Origin of the sequence: Colwellia sp. BRX8-9 (assembly GCF_014077245.1) — a bacterium.
GTDB lineage: Bacteria > Pseudomonadota > Gammaproteobacteria > Enterobacterales > Alteromonadaceae > Colwellia_A.
On record NZ_JACGVN010000016.1, the window covers coordinates 1 to 18,846 of the forward strand.

General features: G+C 38.3%; 18 protein-coding genes, 1 tRNA gene and 1 pseudogene. 1 reads left to right on the forward strand and 19 read right to left on the reverse strand.

Going from position 1 to position 18,846, the window contains the following annotated elements:
* The 19 genes and pseudogenes from H4J70_RS13700 to rlmE form a co-directional block, all read right to left on the reverse strand.
* Positions 1–288: hypothetical protein (locus H4J70_RS13700; protein WP_182251297.1), on the reverse strand; the 288-nt coding region annotated here is incomplete at its 3' end.
* A gap of 456 nt (positions 289–744) precedes the next feature.
* Complete coding sequence (locus tag H4J70_RS13705; protein WP_182251298.1) at positions 745–924, reverse strand: hypothetical protein; 180 nt, start codon at positions 922–924, stop codon at positions 745–747.
* A gap of 440 nt (positions 925–1,364) precedes the next feature.
* Complete coding sequence (locus H4J70_RS13710; RefSeq protein ID WP_182222283.1) at positions 1,365–1,697, reverse strand: DUF6488 family protein; 333 nt, start codon at positions 1,695–1,697, stop codon at positions 1,365–1,367.
* 63 nt (positions 1,698–1,760) lie between these two features.
* Positions 1,761–2,312 (reverse strand): hypothetical protein, encoded by a 552-nt coding sequence (locus H4J70_RS13715; protein ID WP_182215861.1) that lies wholly within the window; start codon positions 2,310–2,312, stop codon positions 1,761–1,763.
* Positions 2,313–2,362: 50 nt separating this feature from the next.
* Complete coding sequence (locus H4J70_RS13720; RefSeq protein ID WP_182222281.1) at positions 2,363–3,061, reverse strand: HupE/UreJ family protein; 699 nt, start codon at positions 3,059–3,061, stop codon at positions 2,363–2,365.
* Positions 3,054–6,197, reverse strand: a complete 3,144-nt coding sequence (locus tag H4J70_RS13725) for an efflux RND transporter permease subunit (protein WP_182251299.1) — start codon at positions 6,195–6,197, stop codon at positions 3,054–3,056. Before H4J70_RS13725 ends, H4J70_RS13720 begins: the two co-directional genes overlap by 8 nt.
* 72 nt (positions 6,198–6,269) lie before the next feature.
* On the reverse strand, positions 6,270–7,505 hold the full coding sequence (locus tag H4J70_RS13730) for an efflux RND transporter periplasmic adaptor subunit (RefSeq protein ID WP_182251300.1): 1,236 nt from the start codon (positions 7,503–7,505) through the stop codon (positions 6,270–6,272).
* 2 nt (positions 7,506–7,507) lie between these two features.
* A complete protein-coding gene (locus H4J70_RS13735; RefSeq protein WP_259368058.1) occupies positions 7,508–8,923 on the reverse strand; it encodes a TolC family protein in 1,416 nt (471 codons plus the stop codon).
* 47 nt (positions 8,924–8,970) lie between these two features.
* Positions 8,971–9,939, reverse strand: a complete 969-nt coding sequence (locus H4J70_RS13740) for a M56 family metallopeptidase (protein WP_182251301.1) — start codon at positions 9,937–9,939, stop codon at positions 8,971–8,973.
* A complete protein-coding gene (locus H4J70_RS13745; protein WP_182215851.1) occupies positions 9,936–10,325 on the reverse strand; it encodes a BlaI/MecI/CopY family transcriptional regulator in 390 nt (129 codons plus the stop codon). Before H4J70_RS13745 ends, H4J70_RS13740 begins: the two co-directional genes overlap by 4 nt.
* Positions 10,326–10,427: 102 nt before the next feature.
* A pseudogene (locus tag H4J70_RS13750) lies at positions 10,428–10,640 on the reverse strand (transposase); the annotation flags it as partial.
* 216 nt (positions 10,641–10,856) lie between these two features.
* Entirely contained in the window at positions 10,857–11,174 is a 318-nt protein-coding gene (locus H4J70_RS13755) for a VF530 family DNA-binding protein (protein ID WP_182215849.1), read from the reverse strand.
* A gap of 753 nt (positions 11,175–11,927) precedes the next feature.
* A tRNA-Leu gene (locus H4J70_RS13760) sits at positions 11,928–12,012 on the reverse strand.
* Between the two features lie 12 nt (positions 12,013–12,024).
* A complete protein-coding gene (secG, locus tag H4J70_RS13765) occupies positions 12,025–12,420 on the reverse strand; it encodes a preprotein translocase subunit SecG (protein ID WP_182215881.1) in 396 nt (131 codons plus the stop codon).
* A gap of 4 nt (positions 12,421–12,424) precedes the next feature.
* The gene (gene tpiA / locus H4J70_RS13770; RefSeq protein ID WP_182215847.1) at positions 12,425–13,195 is read right to left on the reverse strand and encodes a triose-phosphate isomerase; all 771 of its coding nucleotides are present in this window, start codon (positions 13,193–13,195) and stop codon (positions 12,425–12,427) included.
* 114 nt (positions 13,196–13,309) lie between these two features.
* Positions 13,310–14,647: a phosphoglucosamine mutase gene (gene glmM / locus H4J70_RS13775; protein WP_182215846.1), complete on the reverse strand. Its 1,338-nt coding sequence runs from the start codon at positions 14,645–14,647 to the stop codon at positions 13,310–13,312.
* Between the two features lie 46 nt (positions 14,648–14,693).
* Positions 14,694–15,476 carry a dihydropteroate synthase gene (gene folP, locus H4J70_RS13780; protein ID WP_182215879.1) on the reverse strand — a complete coding sequence of 261 codons (783 nt, stop codon included), beginning with the start codon at positions 15,474–15,476 and terminating at the stop codon, positions 14,694–14,696.
* A gap of 181 nt (positions 15,477–15,657) precedes the next feature.
* Positions 15,658–17,619 (reverse strand): ATP-dependent zinc metalloprotease FtsH, encoded by a 1,962-nt coding sequence (gene ftsH / locus H4J70_RS13785; protein ID WP_070373824.1) that lies wholly within the window; start codon positions 17,617–17,619, stop codon positions 15,658–15,660.
* Positions 17,620–17,750: 131 nt separating this feature from the next.
* Positions 17,751–18,377, reverse strand: coding sequence for a 23S rRNA (uridine(2552)-2'-O)-methyltransferase RlmE (gene rlmE, locus H4J70_RS13790; RefSeq protein ID WP_182215844.1), 627 nt, complete (start codon positions 18,375–18,377; stop codon positions 17,751–17,753).
* 117 nt (positions 18,378–18,494) lie between these two features.
* Between rlmE and yhbY the strand changes: the two genes are divergently transcribed.
* On the forward strand, positions 18,495–18,791 hold the full coding sequence (gene yhbY / locus H4J70_RS13795) for a ribosome assembly RNA-binding protein YhbY (RefSeq protein ID WP_070373826.1): 297 nt from the start codon (positions 18,495–18,497) through the stop codon (positions 18,789–18,791).
* Positions 18,792–18,846: the final 55 nt, after the last annotated feature.

Here is an 18,846-nt window from a genome sequence, read left to right on the forward strand (position 1 = left end):
CATTTTCATCTTCATCTTCATCTCTTTATCTTTCATTTTTATTTCTTTTTTTTCCATTTTAATTTCTTTATCTTTCAATTTACCTTTGGACTTCTCTGCCTGCTTCATACATTTTTTCATCATGGCGATAGCGACAGGATCCTTCATATCAATCTTGCTGTGATCCATTTTGCTACAATCAGCTTTTTCAGCTTTTTTTGCATGTAATTTTGGATCATGTGCTGTAGCCGTCATTGATAAAGTAATGGTTGGTATCAATACCAAAGCTAATTTTGTTAAAGTTTTCATGGTTTACTCCTACGTTAATAAAATATTAATGGGTTATTGTATAAATTCATCAAATGCAATATTTTTTGCATCAATGCTTTGGGTTATCAATAAATCAATGGTTGTGCTCATCATGTCTGATGGCCCATACAAATTAAATTCAACACCTTCGATTTGGAAAATTTTGTTAATATTTGATATTAGTTATTCTTGAACATAACCTTTAGTGCTCAGCCAATCTTTAGTAGCCCCAGATAACACAGTTCTAGTGCCACAAAAAAGTAAATGTCCCTTTTAATTAAACTACCATTTTCAGGGGGTAATTAATTGTTCTTCAATTAAAGACTTAATTGGTGCCATACCAGATCCAGCGCCGATTAATATCATCGTTTTATTACTTGATGGTTTTGCATGAAAATATTAAAAGGGACCTAGCGTCTCTATTTTCTGACCTACGGCTAAGTTACATAAATAACTTTAACCTACATCAGGAAATACACTTTTGTTAGGAGCATTTTGTATCTTAATGTTAAACACCAGCTCTTCTGCACCACCGTTATTTTGACCATTAGCCAAGGAATAACTTAGAATACAGGCATTATTCTCATATTCCAAATGTTCAATATGATGCCAGTAGGGTTTTAATGCTTCAGGCAAACGCTACGGAATATATCCCTCCCTTGTCAGCAAAAATAAATATAATGAAATCCACATTCCCTTTAGAATCAGCAAAGCTTTTTGAGGTTTTTGTCCACTCGAACAATAGAATTAATAACTATAAAAAACTAATTGAACAAGCCTTGGTTGCGTCGAGACAATCTCAGATTTATTTTTACTTAACTATCCTCTCGGCTCTTAGCTACCTCAATTGTGGCCTGAGTACTCATCAGTCTCGTTACCTGAAAACATAACTATAATGGAGTATTACTGATATATTTTATATAAGGTCTCAAAGCATAACCATCAACATCTTTAGAGCAAAATTCCGTTATAACTAACGAATAATCGCTATATTTCATTCATATAAAAAGAAATACGAGCGATTCCATGTAAAAGTACCAAGATAAAAGGAGAATGTTATTCCCCTAATTTTTAAATTAAAACTTCGCTTCAGAATTTACTTTTAATACTTCGCCTGACATTGTCATCAGGAAATAAATTGTTTTATTTTCTGATTTATTGTTAGCACTAACAATATAACGGTTAGCTTCTGCCGCATGTAGTTTGAAACTTTCTGAGGTCAAACTCTTCCAGCTCGAGTCTAATTTTCCAACCTTGAAACCTAAATCTTTAAAAGTCAGTTTTTGGGTAGCTTTAGCTGCAATTTGTGTTGCTACTTTAGGGCTTATTTTTCCGTGTTCAGTATGCGCGAATGCTGAACTTGTGCTACATATCAATGTAATGAATAAGGCTGCTATTAAAGTTTTCATTTTGGTACTCCAATTATTTTAATTAAATTCAAAGTATGTTTGTTTTTTTATTATTTGAGGTGATTATTTGAGGCCATGCTCGGTGTATTCACCTTTTACAATAAGTTGAACAGTGACTGGGGAGTCAGAGGTGTTTTTCCAATACCAACCATGAGAACCAGCAAATGGTGCCGTAAAACTCCCTTTCATTTCACCCAGTGTTGCTATTGCATAACTTTCAAAATAGCCCGTTGTGTCGCCTTCTGGTTCGCCATGTAAATCAAAATACAATGCTGACCTATCTGTTATCCATTCATATTCAAGCTTTTGGTATTGCGCCATGATAAATTTGTATTCAACACCGCGACCAGCAGGAACAATTACTTCAATGGTTTCTGTAGCAACTTTTGATTTTTCGGCGGCTTCTCGTGAAGAGAGTGGAGTAGACGCTTCGGCCTTTACGTTGTGAAAAACGGTTAGTCCAAGTTCATGCCCAATCCCTGTGGGATCAATATTATACTCAGCAGGCAATATAATGGTTAAAAGTGTAATTGCTGCAAAGACTAAGCTAAACAGTGTGTATTTGAGCAATGCTGAATTCGTTAAAGTTATAGTTTGTGGCGTTGTTTTTTGCATCGTTTTATCTCTTAAATTAGGGTAAAGTTTAATAGTAAAAGTTTAATAAATTAGTTAATGAAATAACCAGTTAGTTGAAAACCTACCAACATAAACCCTGCACTCATCAACAAACAATTCGTGTTTGTCGCAAAGCGAGTGAAGCTGCTATGTTTACGCCAAAAATTAATCACTAAAAGAATAAAGGCCAAGGCGGTAAACTGTCCTAATTCAACCCCAACATTAAAGGCAATTAAATTAGTAATTAAGCCGTCATCAGGAAGTTGAAACTCTTGTAACTTGGTTGCTAAGCCAAAGCCGTGAAAAAGACCAAAAATCAGTACAGCAAGCTTGGCATTGGGTGATTTACCAAAGAGTCGATTAAAGCCACCTAAATTATCAAAGCCCTTATAAACAACCGATAGCCCAATAATGGCATCGATCAAATAAGCATTAACTTGTATGTCACTGATCACGCCAAACAATAAGGTTAAGCTGTGCCCTAGCGTAAACATACTGACATACAATAAAACATCTCGACTTCTATATAAAAAGAACAGCACACCTACTAAGAACAATAAATGATCGTACCCCGTCACCATATGCTTAGCACCGATATACAAAAATGGGATAATTTGTACACCAGTGTTTTGTAGTAAAAATGCTCGTGTGCTTTCATCGACACCATGAGCAAAGGCTTCAATCGGTAACCATATAGCTAGTAAAGCGATAAAACTCGACAAGCTATATCGCTGTATAATATTAAACATTAACGGTTTCCTTTGAATGAGTTGTTTCAGTGGAGATTTCTTCGCGATGTAGTAAACGATATAAAGCTGGAAGAACGAATAGCGTCAATATAGTTGAGGAAATCACCCCTCCGATCACCACAGTCGCTAGTGGGCGTTGAACCTCTGAGCCAATGCCCGTATTAAGTGCCATAGGCACAAAACCTAATGAGGCAACAAGCGCGGTTGTTAGCACAGGCCGAAGTCTTGTCAATGCACCTTCGATAATAGCCGTATCTAAAGCAGCTCCTTCGCGTCTAAGTTCTCGTATAAACGAGACCATAACTAGGCCATTTAAAATAGCGATGCCTGATAAAGCAATAAAACCAACAGCGGCTGATATTGAAAAAGGAATATCTCTCAACAGTAAAGCAAAAATACCACCTGTTAAGGCTAATGGAACACCAGTGAAAATAATCATGGAATCTTTAAATGAGCCTAAAGCCAAGAAAAGAAGACCAATAATCATCACCAACGTAATAGGAACCACGATAGATAGGCGCTCTGATGCTGATTGTAATTTTTGGTAGGTGCCGCCATATTCAATCCAGTAACCCGCAGGTATTTCAACAGACTCATTAATTGAAGCTTGAATATCCTTAACAAATGACCCTAAATCTCTCCCTCGAACGTTAGCGGTAACAAACACTCTACGTTTGCCATTTTCTCTATTGACTTGGTTTGCACCTTCAACCAATACCAATTCAGCTAGCTCCTGTAATGGAACATAACTGTTATCGAACATCTGTATTGGTAGGTAAGCCAAGGCATCAACATCAGTTCTTAGCGCTTCTGGAAGACGTACTACTATGTCTGCACGTTGATCACCTTGATAGAACTTACCCGCAATCGTACCGCCTAACGCTGTGGAAAGTTGATCTTGTAGTTGCTTCACGCTTATTCCATATTTTGCTAGCTGGGCAAGTTTTGGATTAATCGTCATTAGTGGTAAACCAGTCGTTCTCTCTACTTGAATATCAGCAATCCCCTCAACATTAATAATAGCTGCGTTTATGCTCTTTCCTAACGCTGCTAAAGTCTCAAAATCATCTCCAAACACTTTGATAGCCAGCTCTGCACGAACTCCTGATAACAACTCATTAAACCGCATTTGTATTGGTTGTAAGAACTCATATCGATTACCCGGTATAGGCTCTACTACGGCTGCTAATTCCTCAACAAATTGTGCTTTAGGTTTATTAGGATTTGGCCATTCACTGCGTGGTTTTAAAATAATAAAATTATCGGCAACACTGGGTGGTACAGCATCTGTTGCAACATCGGCTGTGCCTATTTTTGCAAAGACACGTTCAACTTCTGGCATTTGATTGATTTTTTCTTCTAAGACTTTTTGTAACGCGACAGCTTGCGACAATGATGTACCGGGAATACGCAAGGCATGCATGGCGATATCACCTTCATCAAGGTTTGGCACAAATTCGCTACCAAGTTTATTGGCAGAAAATCCTGCTAAGCCAACAAGTCCAACTGCGAAAACCACAACAAACCAGCGAAGTTTAAGCGCAAATGTTAAAGAGGGACGATAAAGCGCTAAAGATGATTTTATAATGATATTTTCTTTTTCTTTTACAGGGCCTTTGAACAAAATAGCAATAGCTGCCGGAACAAAAGTTACGGATAAAAACATTGCACAACATAATGCTATAACAACGGTTATTGCCATAGGGTGAAACATTTTACCTTCGACACCCGTAAGCGCAAAAATAGGTAAATAAACAGCAGTTATAATAAATACGCCAAATAATGCCGGACGGATGACTTCTTTAGTTGCTTCATAGACCAGTGCTAATCGTTCATTAACTGCCATGGTACGACCATTCGCAGAAGCTGAGCTGAGCTTTCTTAGACAATTCTCAACGATGATAATCGCACCATCAACAAGTAGTCCAAAATCTAACGCCCCTAAACTCATTAGATTGGCACTTACGCCTACTTGTACCATGCCCGTTACGGTCATTAACATCGCAAATGGGATAACCGCGGCAGTAAGTAATGCCGCTCTCATATTGCCTAACAATAAAAACAACACGACAATAACTAATAACGCCCCTTCAAAGAGGTTCATTTTTACTGTATCGAGTGTCTTTTCAACTAAGGTAGTACGGTCATACACAGCGGTAACGGTAATACCTGAGGGTAAACTCGCTTTAACTTCGTCTAACTTTATACCAACCGCTTTAGCAACATTTCGACTGTTCTCACCAATGAGCATGAAAACGGTACTCATCACAACTTCTCTACCATTTTGGGTTGCTGCACCTGTTCTTAATTCTTTTCCTTCTTGTACTTTAGCGACATCAGAAATTCGAATTACACTGCCTTCAGTTGTCCTAACAGGAATATTAGCGATAGCCTCTAAACTTTCTACCTGTCCGGGAATACGTAATAACCATTGAGCGCCATTTTTTTCTATAAACCCAGCGCCCTTATTATCATTATTATTTTCGATCGCTTGAATAATATCTTGCTGATTAAGGCCAAATTCCAGTAGCTTTTTAGGCTCAAAGGCAACAAGTATTTCACGTTTAAAACCACCAATAGGGTTAACTTCAACCACACCATCCACTTGCATTAACTGAGGGCGAATAATCCAATCATGAACCGTTCTTAAATCTGTAGCTGTTATTAACTTCCCTTCATCATTACGTGCATTAGGCTCAGAATCCACGGTAAACATGAATATTTCACCTAACCCAGTTGCTATAGGTCCAAGTTCAGGCTCTAAACCAAAAGGTAAATCTGATTTTGCTGAGACTAAGCGTTCATTCACTAATTGCCTGGCAAAGTAAATATCAGTATTATCACTAAAAATGGCGGTTACCTGCGATAAGCCATAACGTGAAACAGAGCGTGTACTCACTAAATTTGGTATGCCTGCCAATGCGGTTTCTAATGGGTAAGTAACCCGTTGTTCCACTTCAAGCGGTGTATATCCAGGGGCTTCGGTGTTGATCATTACCTGAATGTTGGTAATGTCAGGGACGGCATCGATCGGCAACTTGGTAAAATTCCAAAGACCAAGTCCTGCGAAGGCGAGTACCGCCAACATAATAATTGAGTTTCTACGAATAGAAAATCTGAGTAAATATTCGAGCATTATTTTTCCTTTAAAAGTAAGTCTTTTAGGCGTAAACTTTTTTACTGATCGTTGTAATTAAAAGGGAAACCTTTAGTGGTCATGTGATGCGCCAGATTTTTCAACATCGGCTTTGAGAATATAACTATTCTCAGTGACATATTCAGTGCCTAGGGATATACCGCCTAACACTTCAATTTCATCCCCCACTATGCGGCCTAATTCAAGCATTCTTACTTCATATTCATTACCAACCTTGGCATAAACCACGGTAAAATCACGAAAGCTCTGCAATGCGTTACGCTTTACCGCCATCGCTACGTCAAATGAGCCAATTTCAATTCTTGCACTTACAAAAGAGCCTTCAGATAATAAGGAATCACTATTGTTTACTAAGACACGAAATAGCTTCGCCTGATCATTCCTAACTTTTAATACTCGGCTATCAATTTTACTTGTGTACTGTTCTTCAACACCATTAATGTTAAGCGTTGTTTTTGCGCCAATATTAATTTTGGCTAAATCCAAAGGAAAAACAGCTAGCTCCGCAACTAAGGTTTCATCATTAGTCACCGTAAGTAATATTCGGCCTTTAGATTGCTCACCAGAAGTAACGTTAACCGCACTCACAATGCCTTTTTGAGTTGATGTCACCTGATAAGATTGCAAACTTTCATTACTTTCCAGAGTGAGTAACAATTGACCTTTCTTAATTGCATCACCTAGCTTGACGTGAACTTTTTTAACCAGTCCATCGAATCGAGCGTAAACATTACTGCTAGCATCGGCTGGTAACGTTAAGTTTCCAAACACCTCAATGCTTTCATGGAATGTTGATGGCCCGACAACTTCAGTACTAATTTCCATTGCCTCTGCAATTTTTTCATCAATACTTGTTCGACCTTCAAAATTATCATATTGCCAACTGTAAGTTTTTCCCTGATATTTAGCCGTTAGAGAGACAATAAATGAGTGAGGTTCGTAGATAAACATATCACCACGAAGATACTGGCCTTCTTGAAAAAAATTAATGTTATCGACACCATCACCTAATCGGGTCAATTTTACATTTAGCTCTACTTTCGCAGGGTCGATAGTTTTTCCATTCTCAGTTGCCCACACACGAAACTCAGGGGGCACTCCCGTTTCAAAAATGGATAGTTCAATGGCAAAATTATCTTTTTTCAACAGTCGTCCACGATTCGGCCCTTTCTCTGGCTCCGCTTCTTCTACCTTTTGCTCTGAAACGGCAAGGCTAGAGAAACTTGTACTTAAGCTAACAAAGCACAGTGTGCTGATTAGAGTTAATATTTTAAATGTTGATTTCATGATTATTTCTCGTTATTTTTTTCAATAGATTGAGCGTTAAAAGGTGCATTAGCGTTTTTATTAATGGCAATTAGAGACGTACCCGTTAATCGCTCTATTTCAATATTGTTTAAATGTGCATTTTGATAAGCAGCAATCAAGTCTGACTGCGCATCTAATAATTCTTTTTGAGTATTCGTCCACTCGGTATAGCTATATCGGCCAATTTTGTAAGCTTTTTCAGCTTCAACAAAAGCTTGTTCAAGCACAGGTATAAGGTTTTCAGTCATAGCATGAATGACATGTTGGCTGTGTTTCATTTGTTCAATAAGCACAAACAACTGGGTATTCAATTGATGAACGAGTGCTTGTGACGCTGTTTCTAATTCAGTTTTAGACGCGTGTAACGCATTTATTTTCCCTTGATTTTGATTGCTATCACCAAAAGGAATTGAAATTCCAGCGACTAAACCAAAATCATCGGTTGTTTCGTAACGTCTTAATCCTGTTGTAAATTTCCATAGTGGTTTAGTTTCAATACGAGCAAGTTCAATCTCAGACTGTGCAATTCGCTGTTTTGTAGCGAAAAGACTGACCGAAGGCAATTGTTTTAGATGAGTAAATAGTGAATCAACATCGGTGCTATTGGTTAAAGGTAAGTGGGGTAACGATAATAATGACCCAATGATGTTAGTTTCTTTATGTTGCTCGCTTTGCCCCTGTCCTTGCCACTGAGCCAATAACTGATATTTACTGGCATCTACTTCATGAGTTAAGTCTTCAACAACTAATTCTCGTTTAGCGACTTCAGCTTGTGATTTTAGTTTATCAACTAAAGAAGACTTTCCTGTATTTACACGTTTAGTCACTGCTTCAAATGATTTAACCGCTTGCTTCAAGCTCATTTTTGACAGTTTTAATCGCTCTTCATTGACCAATACTTGGATAAAATATTTTGCTGTTTGTGCGGCTAAATCTAGCGCTTTAATTTCTCGCGCGAATGCAACGGTTGATCCCTGAATCTTAGCATTTGCCACTCTGTTTTTTACTAGAGAGTTATCTAAAATCCATGAGATAGATAGTGTGGATTGCGCACTTTTAAAGCCACTATGATCACCCGTACCCATTGCATCCTCAATGGTAAGTCCAATTTCTGGTCTAACCTGAATACCAGCTTGTTGAGCATACCCCTTATAAATATCAGCTTGATTAGCAAATACTTTTAGCTCTGGGTGCATATGCATTGTTTGAGATATTGCCGTAGATAAGTCAACCGATTTCAGGGGGCTGTCTTCTGAGTATGCATAACCTGAGTATGTATAAGCTGAAAGTGTTGAAGTGATCATCAGTACCACAGCGCTAAATTTTACATAATGCCTTGACAAAAACCGATTGGCGGTCGGTTTTTTATTTGTGAATGATTGAGTAAATAGTTTCATTTTTAATACCTTAGAGTGAGCCTTGGAGTAAGCCTTAAATTATTATTTTAATGATCGAATAGCGTTTCAATAGCGTGATGGAGGCTATCTACTGATGTCATTGATATGACGGCTAATAGTATTATTGTGAGTAAAACCACTTTCATTGGAAAAGGTTTGAGTTGAGTATCATTGAGCAATTCTAATACTCTTTGCTCAATGGATTGACGACAAAAGTGAACGAGTAATTCGCTTTTGAACTGTTCATGTATGGAATATTTAGCCGCTAACTTAGTAAATCTCACTAACGTACTAGCAACATTGTGCGCCTGTTGTTGAGTTTTTACGAAGAAAGAATCAGCCGCTTGCTCCATGGTAATTGCCATCATCGATTTCAATATTTTCTTAACATTAGGTGAAAAATAAGAAGACAATAATGAAAATACCCACTTTTGTAGCGGGTCAGCATAGTGTAAATGAGCAAGTTCATGTTGAATGATGATTTCAATGTCATCTGAATCTAGTTGCTCCATCAAGCCTGTAGATATAAAGCACGATGGTTTAATTAACCCACCTGTGAATGCTGTCGGGATCGATGAATTGATTATAAAGACGTTCTCACTCTTCTTTGTCGCTAAAGTGCGCAACAAAATTATCTGATAGTGATTTTTGTAGGCTACAACTAGACTTCGAACAGCAATAGTGAGACTGAAGCCGATGAAGAGAATTAAACTAATACTATGCCAGCTTAAAAAATAATAAATATTAGGATGATGCCAGTGAGCTAATTCAGTTAACCATACAAACATTGCCCCTGATTGAAAAAGAGGGCTAAATAACAGCGTTACAAATAATGCAATAATCCAAGGTGAAAGCACACATAACCAGAGTAACGATTTACGGGTAGGCACAGTGTAACTTTGAATTTTATTTTTTACCGACCAATATGCAAGCGAAATAAAGCCATTGGCAACGATAAAAGCTAATACGGCAATCGTGAGTAAATTAAATGCTAACGCCCAATGACCATAAATCATTTTTCGGCCTTTGTTTTTAATTTTTTGCGCTGTTGCTCAATCATAGCTTCAAGTTTATCCAACTGATCCTCATCTAGATCAGATGAAATTGAAGAAAAAGCCGCAACAACGCTATTTTCATCTTTAACAACAAAATCATGAGTAACACTTTTAATGAGTTGGCCTATCAATTCTTGACGAGCAACTTTAGGGAAGTATAGATATGCGTGGCCGTTCTTTACCCGACTTAATAGATCTTTTTTAAATAAGCGATCTAACGTGCTTTGAATGGTATTAAGAGAGCCGCCTCGATTTTTCTCGAAATAGCTATGTACCTGCTTAGCGTCAGCAGGCTGTGCCTTCCAAAGGTATTCCAATACTTGTTTTTCTAGTTCACCGAGTTGCATAGACTTTTCACTACCCTATTTAAGTATTGTGATATTGTCACATTAAAAACCGAGTGGCAATCGGTTTTTAGATTTATTCCACTAAATCTTCTACTTTAGATAATGATTACTCATTACAGCATAGGCACGCACGTCAATCGCAAAGACTTCGATAAGAAAGTGTAACTTCTCTTCTACCCACTCTCTGCGGTGATCAAAGCTTTGACCTGACAAGGCATCTTCGCCACATAAAAAAGCAACTCGAACACAACGCACAACACAATGATAATAAGGGGTATCTACTAAACTGATTTGTTGTTTCCTTGGCGTAGCCATAAATCACCTGTGATTATGTCGCTTGGTTATTTCAGTGTAGTGCATCAGTAGGGATGATCAATTCTATTAAAATTACTAGGCTGGGTGTCCTATTAATATTCCTGGGTGTCATATTAATATCCCCCTGTTAATATCTTATTAAAATTACTAGGCTGGGTGTCCTGTTAATATCTTTTGCTGTTAATATATTAAAGTCGCATAAGTCTATTTGTTTTTCTATGTTGGCCAAACGAAGGGAGCGGGCTTGTTGGAAGTCGTTTTTGCTACTGCTGTATTTTGGGCGAGTATCCCCCTTATTAATTTCCCCGTTTCTTTATGCTTACTACAAAATGTTTTCAAGTATAAAATTTCAACTCTACTGCGTGCCCAAGGGGTTGTACGCAGAAATTTCAAACTTGATTTGAGGCGCGGTTTATTGGTGAAACAACGAATATTAAGTAACTCACCCATCTTATCCCAGCCAATTTTCTTCTCTAGATCGGTTAGGATTTGTTCAAGTTTCACGCCGTGGAGTGGATCATTACTTTTATTCATAGTCTACTTAAATTTAAAAATAGCATTGTAACAAGTTTACTAAATATTGACAGAATTATGCGCTTAACTCAGGTAAAAGTGCAGAAAGAACTTTAAGGAAAAGTTAATATTGTCAATGAGCAGACATAGATATTATTCACGACCTAAGTCACCACCCCTTCAAATTAACGCGTTTAGTAATTCAGTTATTTAGCGCAATAAAAAAGGCTTACATTGCTGTAAGCCTTTTCTATAGTATTGGTGCAGATGGAGAGACTCGAACTCTCACGACCTAAGTCAACACCCCTTTCAAATTAACGCGTATAGTAATTCAGTTATTTAGCGCAATAAAAAAGGCTTACATTGCTGTAAGCCTTTTCTATAGTATTGGTGCAGATGGAGAGACTCGAACTCTCACGACCTAAGTCAACACCCCTTCAAATTAACGCGTCTAGTGATTCAGTTATTTAATGCAATAAAAAAGGCTTACATTGCTGTAAGCCTTTTTCATAGTATTGGTGCAGATGGAGAGACTCGAACTCTCACGACCTAAGTCACCACCTCCTTCAAATTAACGCTTCTAGTAATTCAGTTATTTAGCGCAATAAAAAAGGCTTACATTGCTGTAAGCCTTTTCTATAGTATTGGTTCAGATGGAGAGACTTGAACTCTCACGACCTAAGTCAACACCCCCTTCAAATTAACGCGTCTAGTAATTCAGTTATTTAGCGCAATAAAAAAGGCTTACATTGCTGTAAGCCTTTTTCATAGTGTTGGTGCAGATGGAGAGACTCGAACTCTCACGACCTAAGTCACCACCCCCTCAAGGTGGCGCGTCTACCAATTCCGCCACATCTGCATTTTTAAAACTTTACTTTGGAATGTCGTTATCACTCGCTTTTTTAGTCGCTGCAGGAATATCGCTATTCTCTGATGACTGACCTGGCTCTACACTTTCGCTAGGGATTGATGAATCGCCTGGTATAGTTTGCTCTACAGGAGTGTTTAAGTTGTTCCACTCATCGGTAGATTTAATTCTATTTGCCGTCAAGTTACCTAACACTAAGCTGATAACAAAGAACGCGATAGCTAACCATGTAGTCGCTTTAGTTAAAAAGTTACCTGAGCCACTTGAACCAAATATTGTTGCTGAAGAGCCGGCACCAAAAGATGCGCCCATATCTGCGCCTTTACCTTGTTGGATTAGAACTAAACCAATTAAACAAATTGAAACAATTAAATAAGCAATAATTAACGATTGATACAACATTTTAAGATCCTTTGGCTGACGAGCAAATTATTTTGAATTCGTCGACTTTTAAACTAGCACCACCAATAAGACCACCGTCAATATCAGTTTGTGCAAATAATTCTTCACAGTTAGCAGCATTTACGCTACCACCGTATAATAATGGCACTTTATTCGCGATAGTATCATCAGCATTAGCTAAAAATTGACGAATAAATAAGTGTGTTGCTTGTGCCATTTCTGGAGATGCTGTTTTGCCAGTACCAATAGCCCAAACAGGCTCGTAAGCAATAACAACATCTGTAAATTTTTCTATACCTATTTCGTCAATTACTGGCTGTAATTGTGAAGCGAGTACTGTCTCTGTTTGTTCAGCAGTTCGTTCATCTTCACTTTCACCAATACACAATATAGGTGTTAAACCAGCATTCAATGTTGCTTTAACTTTATGAGCAACTTGTGTACTTGTTTCTTTGTAAATGCATCTTCGTTCAGAGTGCCCTACAATAACATAATTTACAGAAACTTCCTTGAGCATATCAGTGGATATTTCACCGGTATATGCTCCACTTTGATGCTCGCTTACATTTTGCGCACCTAAATGGATGTTTGCTTGTAAATTTTCACTTTTAGCACTTATTGTAAATGCTGATAGAAAAGGAGCAGGAGGACAAACAACAACGTCGACATTTTTAGCTAGCTTGACACTATTTAATCCTGAAATCATTTCTTTTATCAGCGAGAAACTTCCATTCATTTTCCAGTTTGCGGCTACTATTGCTTGTCTTTTCATTTATCTTTCCTAATTAAAGCGGCGAGATATTAACTAACCTACGAACAAGATACAAGTGTTTAACTTAATATCTTGTTCATTTGCTTATTATTCAACCGTCTGACGTCTATTTTGTTAACAAGCGGCTTTAACAGCATCAGCAATTACATTTGCTAGCTCAGTAACTTCTATTAATTCTGGTCCTTCAACCATAACGCGTATTAAAGGCTCAGTACCTGATTTACGTAATAACACGCGACCACGCCCTGAGAGTTGCTCATTGACCGTATGTACAGCAGCGACGACATTCTGCGCCGTTAACGGGTCATTGTCACCGGTAAACCTAACATTAACTAACACTTGTGGTAATTTAGTCATTCCTTGGCGGAGTTCATGTAAGGTTTTATCACCACTGCAAACAGCGGTTAATACATTTAACGCGGCGATAATACCATCACCCGTAGAAGTATTTTTTAAATTGATCACATGGCCAGAGTTTTCAGCGCCCAACTGCCAACCTTTTTTGTTGAGCATTTCGGTAACATATCGATCGCCTACTTTGCTGCGAGCAAAAGGTATACCCATATCTGCAAGCGCAATTTCAAGACCCATATTACTCATCAGTGTACCAACAACACCACCACTAATAACGCCGCTTTGTAAATCGTTTGAAGCGATAACGTAGACACATTCATCACCATCAAGCACATAGCCGGTATGATCAACCATCATCAAGCGATCGCCATCACCATCGAGTGCAATACCTAAATCAGCCTGATGTTCAACAACAGCCTTACTGATAGCGTCCATTGATGTTGCACCACATTGGTCGTTAATATTGGTACCATTAGGCGATGTACCAATTTCAATCACTTGTGCACCTAATTCACGAAACACGTTAGGTGCAATGTGGTAAGTTGCACCGTGTGCGCAATCAACAACAATTTTAAAATCTTTTAAGGAATATTGGCTAGGGAAATTACTTTTACAAAACTCAATATAGCGCCCAGCAGCGTCTTCAATTCTTGTTGCTTTACCTAATTTAGCCGATTCAACACAGCCCATTTCTTTATCTAATTGAGCTTCAATAGCCAGTTCTACATCATCGGGTAACTTCTCACCATTTTGTGAGAAAAACTTAATGCCGTTGTCATAAAATGGGTTATGTGATGCACTAATAACGATACCCGCTTCAGCGCGAAAAGTTTTAGTAAGGTAAGCAATTCCTGGCGTCGGCATTGGTCCCAATAAGCCAATATCGATACCTGCAGCAGAAAAACCAGCTTCCAGGGCTGACTCAAGCATGTAGCCTGAAATTCGGGTATCTTTACCGATAAGTACTTTTTTTGTGCCTTGGGCAGCTAGTACGCGGCCAGCGGCATAACCTAATTTCATCACAAACTCAGCGGTGATTGGGTATTGTCCTACTAGGCCTCTTATGCCATCGGTTCCAAAATATCTTCTTTCTGACATTTTATTTGTCCTTTATATTTACTTTTTTAGTATATTTAATGATGAGTTATTTATTTATGGTGGTAGCTTGTAAAACTTTTAAAGCATCGACTGTTTCTTTTACATCGTGAACACGAATAATTTTTGCCCCTTGCTGAGCGGCTATAATGGCTGTTGCTAAGCTACCCGCTAAGCGTTCATTAACCTCTCGATTAAGAAGATTACCGATCATCGATTTTCTCGACAGTCCTGCCAATATAGGCAAATCTAGGCATTGAAATTTAGCCATATTCGACAATAAACTATAATTTTGTTCTAACGATTTACCAAAGCCAAAGCCAGGGTCTAAAATAAGACGCGAAGTATTAATACCCGCTTGTGCACAGGCTAAAATTCTTTCGTGAAAGAAAGTGGTAATGTCGTCTATTAAATTAACGTAGTGAGGATTATGCTGCATGGTTCGAGGTAAACCTTGCATATGCATTAAACAAATACCAACACGTTGATCTTGTGCTAATACCGGTAAGCAACCTTCATTTTGCAGGGCTCGAACATCATTGATGATACCTGCCCCATGAGTGATGCCCTCAGACATTACCGCGGCTTTACTGGTATCAATAGAGACAATGATATTAAAACGCGCATTAATGGCTTTTAATACGGGAATAACACGCGCTAACTCATCTTTAACAGAAACGTCTTTAGCGCCTGGACGCGTTGATTCGCCCCCGATATCAATAATGGTGGCGCCATCGGCTATCATCTGTTCAGCTTGTCTTAACGCAGAGTCAATACGAGAGAATTGTCCGCCGTCAGAAAATGAGTCTGGGGTTACATTTAAAATCCCCATCACCTGCGGGGTTTCAATATTAAGAAAATGTGTACCGCAAGGTAGATTTTTCAACAAAACTTATGCTCTTTGTGATTATTCTGTATAGAAATTTATTTTATAAAAAACAACTTACTGTCAGTAAAGTAAATTAACTTTTATAAAATAAAGCCTCGTTAATCGAGGCTATATTTAAAGGCTATTAATCAGCAGAGGCGTCACTAGGTTTATCTAGATCTGGCGCTACTTCTTTTTTCTCAGCTTTATCTTCTTTAGTATCAGAAGAGGCATTGTCATCAGCTTTAGGTGGCTTCTTTGAATCAGAGTGATTATCCCACTCAGCCATTGGCGGACGAACTTCTCTGCGTTCCATTAAGTCATCGATTTGTCTAGCATCGATAGTTTCGTAATGCATTAACGCATCTTTCATTGTCTCTAAAATATCACGGTTCTCGTTCAATATCTTTTCTGCACGTTGATAATTACGGTCAACAAATGCTTTGATTTCAATATCAATCGCTTGTGCAGTTTCGTCAGACATGTTCAACGATTTAGATGATGAACGACCTAAAAACACTTCACCTTCTTCTTCAGCAAATAACATTGGACCCAATTTTTGTGAGAAGCCCCACTGAGTAACCATTTTACGAGCAAGTTGAGTCGCACGTTCAATATCGTTAGATGCACCGGTAGAAACTTTCTCAAAACCGTAAATCATTTCTTCAGCGATACGACCACCGTAAAGTGACGAAATATTACTTTCTAAATGCTGTTTACTATGACTAAACCTGTCTTGTTCTGGTAAATACATAGTGACACCTAAAGCGCGGCCACGAGGAATAATACTTACCTTGTAAACGGGGTCATGATCTGGCACTAAACGACCAACAATCGCGTGCCCTGCTTCATGATAAGCTGTCATGGCTTTTTCTTCTTCGCTCATAACCATCGAACGACGTTCAGCACCCATTAATATTTTGTCTTTCGCTTTTTCAAATTCATCCATCGATACAGTGCGGCGAGCCGAACGTGCAGCGAATAATGCGGCTTCATTAACTAAGTTAGCTAAATCTGCACCTGACATGCCCGGTGTACCACGTGCAATAACTGATGCTTTAACATCGTCACCCAAAGGTACTTTGCGCATATGCACTTTAAGAATTTGTTCGCGACCACGAATATCTGGTAGACCAACCGTAACTTGACGGTCAAAACGACCAGGACGAAGTAGTGCTGGATCTAAAACGTCTGGACGGTTAGTTGCGGCAATAACGATAACGCCTTCATTACCTTCAAAACCATCCATTTCAACCAACATTTGGTTAAGTGTTTGTTCACGTTCGTCGTGTCCACCCCCCATACCTGCGCCACGTTGGCGACCTACCGCATCGATTTCATCGATGAAGATGATACAAGGGGCTGATTTTTTAGCTTGCTCAAACATGTCACGCACACGAGATGCACCAACACCAACAAACATTTCAACAAAGTCAGAACCTGATATAGTGAAAAATGGTACTTTAGCTTCACCAGCAATAGCTTTTGCCAGCAAGGTTTTACCTGTACCCGGTTGTCCTACAAGTAAGACACCTGAAGGAATACGGCCACCAAGTTTTTGGAATTTAGTTGGCTCTTTTAAGTAATCAACAAGCTCAGAAACTTCTTCTTTCGCTTCGTCGCAACCAGCAACATCAGCAAAAGTTGTTTTTATCTGATCTTCACTTAAAAGTTTCGCTTTAGACTTACCAAAAGACATCGCTCCTTTTCCACCACCGCCTTGCATCTGACGCATGAAGAATATCCATACACCTATCAACAAAATCATTGGGAACCAAGAGATAAAAATAGTGGTTAGAAAGCTAGTTTCTTCCGGCAATTCACCAGAAGCATTAACGCCTTGTTTAACTAAATCGTTAATTAAATCACGATCGAAACCACCAGGAATAACAGTAACAAAGGCTTCACCACTACGTTTTGTGCCTTTGATAACACCATTACGATCAACATTTGCGTCACGGATCTGTCCTTGACGGACATCTTTAATGAAACGCGTGTAATCAACTTGTTGTTCAGTAGTGGTGCTCGGAGTGAACCCTTGGAATACCGACATTAAAACAACCGCTATTACCAACCATAAAATAAGATTTTTTGCCATATCGCTCAACTTAATGACCTCTTGTACTTTGAATGAACTTTTACTTAACCGTCAACTAGCACAGATAAACGGCTAGTTCTGAAATCAACCTAAACTTTTAAGTTGATGAGTCGTAATTTACTATAATTTAACGCTCGGAGCTATTTAAATCCGGTAGCAACCAAATATACTTCGCGTGAACGTGCACGTGACGAATCTGGTTTACGGGTTTTTACTGTTTTAAATGCTCCTCTTAAGTCTTGCATAAATTGCTCAAATCCTGCTCCTTGAAAGACTTTAACAACAAATGCGCCATTTTTCTTTAATACCTGATTACACATGTCTAATGCTAATTCAACAAGATACATACTTCTTGCGGCATCGGCACCGTCATTACCGGTAAAATTAGCGGCCATGTCAGACATAACAACATCGATATCTTTGCCGCCAATACGGTTTAGTAATGCATTAAGTACCGGTTCTTCTCTGAAGTCGCCTTGTAAAAAGTCAACACCAGCAATAGGGTCCATTGCCAGGATATCACAAGCAATAATTTGCCCGCCACTTCCAACGGCTTTGACCGCATATTCTGACCAACCTCCTGGTGCAGCACCTAGGTCGACCACTTTCATGCCTTTTTTAATCAGCTTATCTTTAACGTTTATTTCTTCAATTTTAAAGTATGCTCTAGAACGCACACCGAGTTTCTGAGCTTTTTTTACATACTCATCATCAAAGTGTTCTTGCATCCAACGGGTACTACTATTACTTAATTTCTTTTTACTCATTAATTTAACTTAATTAATTTGTTAATAATGCAAAACGATTTAACGTTTTATTAGTATTACAGAGTAGATGGAGGTAAAATAGTATTAATTCAAGCTAACTTGTAACGAAAATTGTTAATGAGCCTAAATAAAAAACAAATACAGTATTTAAAAGGTCTTGCGCACCCATTGAAACCAGTGGTTTTATTGGGTAACAACGGCTTAACAGAGGCAGTAGTTGCCGAAATTGATTATTCATTAAATCATCATGAATTAATTAAAATTAAAATCCCAACCGATGATCGTGACAGTAAAGCATTAATTGTTGAAGCTATTTGCCGTGAAACAGCGTCAATTAAAGTTCAAGTAATTGGTAAAACATTAATTATTTATCGTCAGTCACCAGAAAAGAAAATAAGAATTCCAAAAATTTAATTTTTACATTCTTATCTAAAAGAGCTTCGGCTCTTTTTTTATGTCTAAAATTTAT

Bases quoted from the DNA above. Each gene is read 5' to 3' on its own strand.
- H4J70_RS13715 (WP_182215861.1), bottom strand. From the start codon at position 2,312: ATGCAAAAAACAACGCCACAAACTATAACTTTAACGAATTCAGCATTG.
- H4J70_RS13735 (WP_259368058.1), bottom strand. From the start codon at position 8,923: ATGAAACTATTTACTCAATCATTCACAAATAAAAAACCGACCGCCAAT.
- yhbY (WP_070373826.1), top strand. From the start codon at position 18,495: ATGAGCCTAAATAAAAAACAAATACAGTATTTAAAAGGTCTTGCGCAC.
- H4J70_RS13740 (WP_182251301.1), bottom strand. From the start codon at position 9,939: ATGATTTATGGTCATTGGGCGTTAGCATTTAATTTACTCACGATTGCC.
- tpiA (WP_182215847.1), bottom strand. From the start codon at position 13,195: ATGAAAAGACAAGCAATAGTAGCCGCAAACTGGAAAATGAATGGAAGT.
- rlmE (WP_182215844.1), bottom strand. From the start codon at position 18,377: ATGAGTAAAAAGAAATTAAGTAATAGTAGTACCCGTTGGATGCAAGAA.
- H4J70_RS13710 (WP_182222283.1), bottom strand. From the start codon at position 1,697: ATGAAAACTTTAATAGCAGCCTTATTCATTACATTGATATGTAGCACA.
- folP (WP_182215879.1), bottom strand. From the start codon at position 15,476: ATGGGGATTTTAAATGTAACCCCAGACTCATTTTCTGACGGCGGACAA.
- H4J70_RS13730 (WP_182251300.1), bottom strand. From the start codon at position 7,505: ATGAAATCAACATTTAAAATATTAACTCTAATCAGCACACTGTGCTTT.
- H4J70_RS13720 (WP_182222281.1), bottom strand. From the start codon at position 3,061: ATGTTTAATATTATACAGCGATATAGCTTGTCGAGTTTTATCGCTTTA.
- H4J70_RS13745 (WP_182215851.1), bottom strand. From the start codon at position 10,325: ATGCAACTCGGTGAACTAGAAAAACAAGTATTGGAATACCTTTGGAAG.
- glmM (WP_182215846.1), bottom strand. From the start codon at position 14,647: ATGTCAGAAAGAAGATATTTTGGAACCGATGGCATAAGAGGCCTAGTA.
- H4J70_RS13725 (WP_182251299.1), bottom strand. From the start codon at position 6,197: ATGCTCGAATATTTACTCAGATTTTCTATTCGTAGAAACTCAATTATT.
- H4J70_RS13755 (WP_182215849.1), bottom strand. From the start codon at position 11,174: ATGAATAAAAGTAATGATCCACTCCACGGCGTGAAACTTGAACAAATC.